The sequence below is a fragment of the Nocardia pseudovaccinii NBRC 100343 genome (genome assembly GCF_001613225.1).
Classification (GTDB): domain Bacteria; phylum Actinomycetota; class Actinomycetes; order Mycobacteriales; family Mycobacteriaceae; genus Nocardia; species Nocardia pseudovaccinii.
The window spans coordinates 21,875-28,213 of the sequence record NZ_BDBY01000165.1 but is presented as its reverse complement, the minus strand read 5'-3'; the positions used below and the strand labels follow the sequence as shown (position 1 = coordinate 28,213).

General features: G+C 62.7%; 7 protein-coding genes. 5 read left to right on the top strand and 2 right to left on the bottom strand.

What is annotated here, in order from left to right; all coding sequences use genetic code 11:
* A partial coding sequence (locus NP3_RS49195; RefSeq protein ID WP_169814516.1) for a hypothetical protein occupies positions 1-1,490 on the top strand: 1,490 nt, incomplete at its 5' end.
* A 92-nt stretch (positions 1,491-1,582) separates the two neighbouring features.
* Complete coding sequence (locus tag NP3_RS19245; RefSeq protein WP_063042975.1) at positions 1,583-1,864, top strand: hypothetical protein; 282 nt, start codon at positions 1,583-1,585, stop codon at positions 1,862-1,864.
* A 593-nt stretch (positions 1,865-2,457) separates the two neighbouring features.
* Here the strand turns inward: NP3_RS19245 and NP3_RS19240 are convergent.
* Both NP3_RS19240 and NP3_RS19235 read right to left on the bottom strand, forming a co-directional pair.
* Positions 2,458-3,660, bottom strand: a complete 1,203-nt coding sequence (locus NP3_RS19240) for a lipid-transfer protein (protein ID WP_063042974.1) — start codon at positions 3,658-3,660, stop codon at positions 2,458-2,460.
* Positions 3,653-4,099: a Zn-ribbon domain-containing OB-fold protein gene (locus tag NP3_RS19235; RefSeq protein ID WP_245721017.1), complete on the bottom strand. Its 447-nt coding sequence runs from the start codon at positions 4,097-4,099 to the stop codon at positions 3,653-3,655. The genes NP3_RS19240 and NP3_RS19235 overlap by 8 nt, the downstream gene beginning before the upstream one ends.
* A gap of 77 nt (positions 4,100-4,176) precedes the next feature.
* Between NP3_RS19235 and NP3_RS19230 the strand changes: the two genes are divergently transcribed.
* From NP3_RS19230 to NP3_RS19215, 3 genes are all read left to right on the top strand, one after another.
* Entirely contained in the window at positions 4,177-5,022 is an 846-nt protein-coding gene (locus NP3_RS19230) for a GTP-binding protein (protein WP_245721016.1), read from the top strand.
* Between the two features lie 47 nt (positions 5,023-5,069).
* Positions 5,070-5,543, top strand: coding sequence for an NUDIX hydrolase (locus NP3_RS19225; RefSeq protein ID WP_063042971.1), 474 nt, complete (start codon positions 5,070-5,072; stop codon positions 5,541-5,543).
* A gap of 318 nt (positions 5,544-5,861) precedes the next feature.
* A complete protein-coding gene (locus tag NP3_RS19215; RefSeq protein WP_373864768.1) occupies positions 5,862-6,218 on the top strand; it encodes a nitroreductase/quinone reductase family protein in 357 nt (118 codons plus the stop codon).
* The last annotated feature ends 121 nt before the right edge of the window (positions 6,219-6,339 follow it).

Genomic DNA, 6,339 nt, shown 5'->3' with positions numbered 1-6,339 from the left:
ACATTATGCGCATTTCCGAGCAAATTGAACTCGGTGACGAAGCTTATGCTTTTAAGACTACGCAAACTCTTGTTGATGCGGACTCTACCGGCGCAGAACGAATACTGGTCCCCATCCTAACGCCTCCCAAAGGCGCGTTGGTGGACAATCTCAGAATTTCCTGTGAGAGCGATACGGTCGTGCGGACACTTTCGTATCGTGAGACATTGGGCGCTGTTCTCACAATGGGGGAGATACTGGTCGAATTGGTATTGGGTGCGGTGCCGAAAGACTTGTGGAAGGAGATCACTGAGGACATTTTGCGGGAAAGAGTTGCTCACAGCAGCGAAATGCAGGCGATGTCAACGAGGATTCACGGATTTACGGAAACCTTGACGAGCGCTGACGCCCGTGTACTGCGAAACTTTCTACACAACTTTATTTCGGACATTCAGGCCACCTTTCCTATTATTGCCGTCGTACCAGCAGCCAAAGAGATAAAGCTAAAGGTCGGCTTCACCGAAGATCGCATGCGCGTAGGCGGCAGAGAAAGCAGCGGCGGCCCGATTGGCTTCTGGGAGTGGGTTTACTCCTATATCCGATCATGCTTTGGATTGGTGCGTAGGTCGCATATGATCCGACTCACCCGGGCGACTAGAGCGCAAAGTTACCACTTGCGCACCGAAGCTCCCGAAGGTATGTACGTTTATGACCTCGGCCTTGGTATGGCGGAAATAACAGACACCGACTCGGTGCATATGTCATCCAGTAGCTATACGCATCGGCCTATAGATCCGAGATGGGACTGCGAAGACACCAGGGGATTGACTTACGTCCATGCATACGGGCGAGACCTGGATATTCTCGGAGTGGCTCCTCATTTGCTCGACAAAAATACTCCAGTAGCCCCGATTGCGGAAAGGCGTCGTAATCCAGTGGATGTCGATCCGCGTCCGCACATACCGTCCATGACTATCGAACTTCGAGAGAAGCCGCCTGGGCTGATGTTCGTACTCGTCTTGTTGTCGCTTTATCTGATGGCGTTGACCATCGGGGTAGGGCATTGGCACGATATGATATTTGGATTCGAGCCCTCGTCGCGATTCTGTATGGATTTCCCCTATGGTGCAAACTGTGACTCGTCGCCGACTACTCAGTCGTACTGGGCGACAATTCTGTTCGGGGTGCCAGCGCTGATTTCGGGCTGGCTGGTGTCCAGGTTCACCTCGGAGGCGGTCAGTCGGATCTCGGTTTCCACTCTCGCTGTAGCGTCGTGGTTCGTCGTCAACTCTGTGTTCGCAATGATCTTATCGGCGCTAAAGCTGGCACGGCGGTTGTCGACTGAAGGCCCCGTCCCACTGCTGGGAACGAATCAGCCGCTTTGGGCGATTTTGATGGTCAGCACCTCCGGGTGCGCGGTGATGACTCTCTTGCTTTTGGCATTGCGCGTACGTCGTTATCGGCGTCGGAGTACCGGAATCATAAAACGCAAAATTTCACGCGAGGGTTGACTGTAATGGCAAGCTCTGGGATAATACCGCACGAAGACGGCATCTTCGCTGGATTCCTGAATGGCTTCTATCGCTTAGTGGGAGGAGGTCAGATGGGTGGGCGCTCGAAATCCGGAATAATCAAAGTCGAAGTTACACCGGAGAATCACAGTATCAACGTTGTCGATCGTGCTATCCAGCAGGAGGCGGCGAAGACGCTTGGTGAGAATGCGGACTTTTGTGGGGGGATGGAAGCATCGTTCACCATGAATCCTCCTATGAGCAGTGCGATGCGCAGCGAAGTTCTGCGCAAGGCTGGAACCATACTGACTCGCATCCGCACTGACCTGGACCTGCCGATTGAGCCGGAACAAGGCCCGAACCCGGTCGAATAGCTGAAGGCCTGTGCGCAGTCGGGTCGTTGTCTCGTTGAAGACGGCGTCGGGGTTGAAAGCGCTCAGGCTACTGGCTTTTGCGAGAGTGTTGGCGGTCCAGTGCGGTTGGTCTGCCACTGGGGGCTTCGCCACGCCCGTGCGCACCTAGGCCGTGTCCGGGGACCGATGATGGTGTGGGCAGAATGCGTGACATCGAGCTACGTGGGCAATCTCCGGCATGATTGGTGGCTATAGCGGCATCGACTCGCCTGCATTGGGGGCAGATCAGCAGGCTCTGCGGATGGAACCCTCCTTACCGGCGGATCGTCGGCGTCGCTTTCGTGCCATGGCCGTGCGCGACTCGGGACAGACGGATTAGGCCGCCTTGGCGTTCGGGGATGCCACATTGCGGTCGGCGTCTGCCCATCTCGGCCGAATTGACCACTATATGGCGGCCCGCCCAGAGCATTGGTCTCATCGACCGCGCAGTGCTGGCCGACCAATGGCGAGCTGGAACCTCGTTCAGCTCGGCGTCGAGTGCGTCCGGAGCGGCGGGCGGCCGATCCAACAACCGGCGACCACGGCTTCATCGCGCAGCGTGGATCGGCCTCGGTTCAGCGGGTGGCGATGATTGCCGAGCCGTGGCCGAACAGGCCCTGATTCACCGCGATGCCCACACGGGCGTTCTCCACTTGGCGGCTGTCGGCCTGGCCGCGCAATTGCCACGTGAGCTCGCAGATCTGAGCGATCGCCTGCGCGGGGATCGCCTCACCGAAGCAGGCCAGCCCACCACTGGGGTTCACCGGTACACGTCCACCCAAAGTCGTTGCGCCGCTGCGCAGTAGTTCCTCGGCGCCGCCGGTGTCGCAGAGCCCGATGTCCTCGTACCAGTCCAACTCCAGAGCGGTCGAGAGGTCGTAGACCTCCGCGAAGGACAGGTCGGCGGGCCCGAGTCCGGCTTCCTCGTATGCGGCGTGCGCGATGGCGGAACGGAACGCGTGCGGCGGGGGGTCGACGGCCACGGCGGAGTCCGTCGCGAAATCCGGCAGGTCGAGGACGGTTTTCGGGAACGTCGGCGTGACCGTCGACAGCGCCCGGATCCGGACCGGGTCGGTGACGCCGTGGCGGCGGGCGTACTCCATCGAGGTCAGCACCAGTGCCGCACCACCGTCACTGGTCGCGCAGATGTCGAGCAGCCGCAGCGGGTCCGAGACGATCGCCGAGGCCGCGACCTCCTCGGTCGAAACCTCCTTGCGGTAGCGGGCGTACGGGTTGTTCAGGCCGTGCTTGGCGTTCTTCACCTTGACCGCGGCGAAATCGTCGAGCGTGGCACCGTGCAGCGCCATCCGGCGGCGGGCATAGAGCGCGAAATAGATGGGGTTGGTGGCACCGAGCAGGTGGAAGCGCAACCAATCCGGATCGTCGCGGCGTTCACCGCCGACCGGCTGGAAGAAGCCTTTCGGGGCGGCGTCCGCGCCGATCACCAGCGCGACATCGGTCAACCCGGCCAGGATCTGGGCCCGCGCATTGGCGATGGCTTGCGCACCGGAGGCGCAGGCCGCGTAGCTGCTCGAGATCCGCGCACCCGACCAGCCCAACGCCTGGGCGAACGTCGCACCGGAGACGAAACCGGGGTATCCGTTGCGGATCGTGTCCGCACCGGCGACGTAGCCGACGTCGAGGTGGTCCACTCCGGCATCGGCCAGCGCCGCGCGCGCCGCGACCAGCCCGTATTCGACGAAATTGCGCCCCCACTTGCCCCACTGGTGCATGCCCGCACCGAGGACTGCGATGTCGCGATCATTCCTGTCAGGCATCGACCGGCCTCCACATCCACACCGTGTGCTCGGCTTCCTCGTCCTCGTACAGCACGCCGAGGGTCAGTTCGACCGGCATGCCGACGGCCAGGTCGTCCACCGTGCGGCCGCGCACGACCTGCCCGAGAATCACCATCTGCTCGACCTCGAGTTCCACCGCCGCGACGACATACGGCTCGAACGGATCGGGCGAGACATAGGGCGGGGGCGGCTTGTACCGGGCATCCGCATATGACCAGATCCGGCCACGCGTGGAGAACAGGTACTCGGCCAGCTCGGAGCCGTCCTTCGGACTCGCACACTGCGGGTTGCGACAGGCCAGCGTGTTCCGCGGGAAATACGGTGTGCCGCACACATTGCAGCGAGTTCCCACGAGACGTACCGCGCCGTCGTCCACAGTGAACCAATCTGCCACCGCGGGCCGTTGTTCTTTCTGCACAAACCCGACGTTATAGGAACACGTTCTATTTCGGGGCGGAAATCCGCTCCGGCGATATACGCGCGCAGGTACGGTGAGTGCGGATCGGGGACGAGACCCTCGAGTCGACCTGGAGTACCGCAACGCCGATGGGCACCAAAGCCATTGACCCGCAGTCGATCCGCAACGTCACGATCATCGGGGACTCCGACGAGACGACACGGGTCGTCCACCGCCTGTTTCGTCGTTTCGCCAGGACCGGGTCCGGCACGGCGGCGGCCACGGTCCACTGGGTGACGGACTGCGTCGATCACACTATTCATATCGCCGAGTTGTCGAGCCACGCGCCCATCGCGGACCTGGAGCGGTCGATCCGGGTAGCCGACGGGGTAATCGCGGTCGTGAACGCTGCCGCGAAGAGCGCCCCGCGACTCGGGACGATACTGCGGCTTGCCGACGACCATCAGGTCGCACGGCTGTGTCTGGTGACCGGACTCGATCATCCCGCCGCCGAATTCGACGGGTGCGTGCGCACGATCACCGAGACGCGCGGGGCGGTGCCGTTGACGCTGCAGATTCCTATCGGCATCGGCGCCGAGTTCGAAGGCGTCATCGATCTGGTCCCGATGTGGGCGCTCGAACCGATGGCCGTCGAATTCTACGGCGGCCATTGGAAGGTCGCCGAGCAGTGGTACCGCGACCTCGTGGCCACGGTGATGGAACAGGACGCGCCGGATCCGGACGCCGTCCTCTGCCTGCGAGAGATCCCACCCGAACAGTTGCACGAGCGCATCCGCTGCCGCACGCGCATCGGCGACGCCGTGCCCGTCCTGTGTGATGCGGCGCCATGGAGTGACGACATCGCCCCGCTCCTGGACGCCATCGTCCGGTACCTGCCGTCTCCCATGCACGTCTGTCAACCGGAACATGCCCTCGACTATTGACGGACGCCGCCAGTGGCCGCCGAAACCGGCCGGAATACGGTGCACGGATGAGTTTCCGGCTGGCGGCGTACGCCGTGTGCATCGAGGACGGGCGGGTGCTGCTCGCGCGTCATGTACCGCCAGAGGGCGAGTCGAACTGGACTCTTCCCGGCGGTGGAGTCGAGCACGGGGAGGATCCGTTCGACGCGGTGACCCGGGAGGTCGGGGAGGAGACCGGTTGTGACGCAGTGGTCGAGCGCTTGCTGGGTGTGGACTCGAGGGTTATCCCAGCGGCGGAACGCCGTGTGCCCGGACCGCTGCCACACCAGAATGTCGGCATCTTCTACGGGGTTCGTATCATCGGCGGCCGGTTGCGGCCCGAGCCCAACGGCGAGACCGCCGAGTCGGTCTGGACACCTATCGCCGACGTCGCTCATCTGCGCAGATCATCGCTGGTCGACATCGGTCTCGCCCTGGCTCGGACTGTTCCGGTAACTGGCCACGTCGCTGCTGTTCCAGTCGGCGGCCTGATCCAGCACTGAACTGGGCGAGGATGCCAGCACTCTGGCGGTGTTGTCGGCGATCGCTACGACGTCCGCGGCTACGTCGCCGAGAGCAGCGGTGATCCAGGAGGCGGCGACGCCGATGACGACAGTGATTCCGGCCAACATGCTCTACGCTGCCGGGTGCGACTACGGCGGCGGAATCGAGGCCGACGCGCATTTCAACTACGGTGATTTCAGCAGTGCCGCAGTGGGATTCAGCGCTGCGCATTTCCTCGTGCGGCCATCGCTGCCCTGCCGGACGTGCGGGGGTCCGCTGGGTTGGTGGTCGATACCGTTCGGCGATCAGGAGATGCGGTGGAGCTCAAAGCGGTGCTGGGGCCTGTTGCGCGCGGATTCAACGCGGGTGTCATGGCGTTGACCAAGGCACCATGGATCGGGCCTCGGGTGAGCCGGGCGATCACCGAGATCACTTATGTCGGCCGACGTTCCGGACGCACCATCAGCACACCGGTGGGCTTTCGACGTTCTGGCGACGAGGTCACCATCGCGGTCGCTATGCCGGACCAGAAGAGGTGGTGGCGCAACTTTCTCGGCGCGGGTGGCCCCATCTCGCTGAAGCTGGACGGCGTCGAAAGGTCCGGGCATGCTGTTGCCCGCCGCGATGACAAGGGCCGCGTCAGCGTGATCGTGCACTTGAACGACGTCGATTAGCCAATTCTGATGTCCGCGAGCACAACAGTGCCGCCGCCGCGATGAGCACCACGAACCGTCACAACGCCATCCATGATCGAACTGGCGTTCGCGGCGGTCGCCAGGGTCAGTCCTGCGGAGT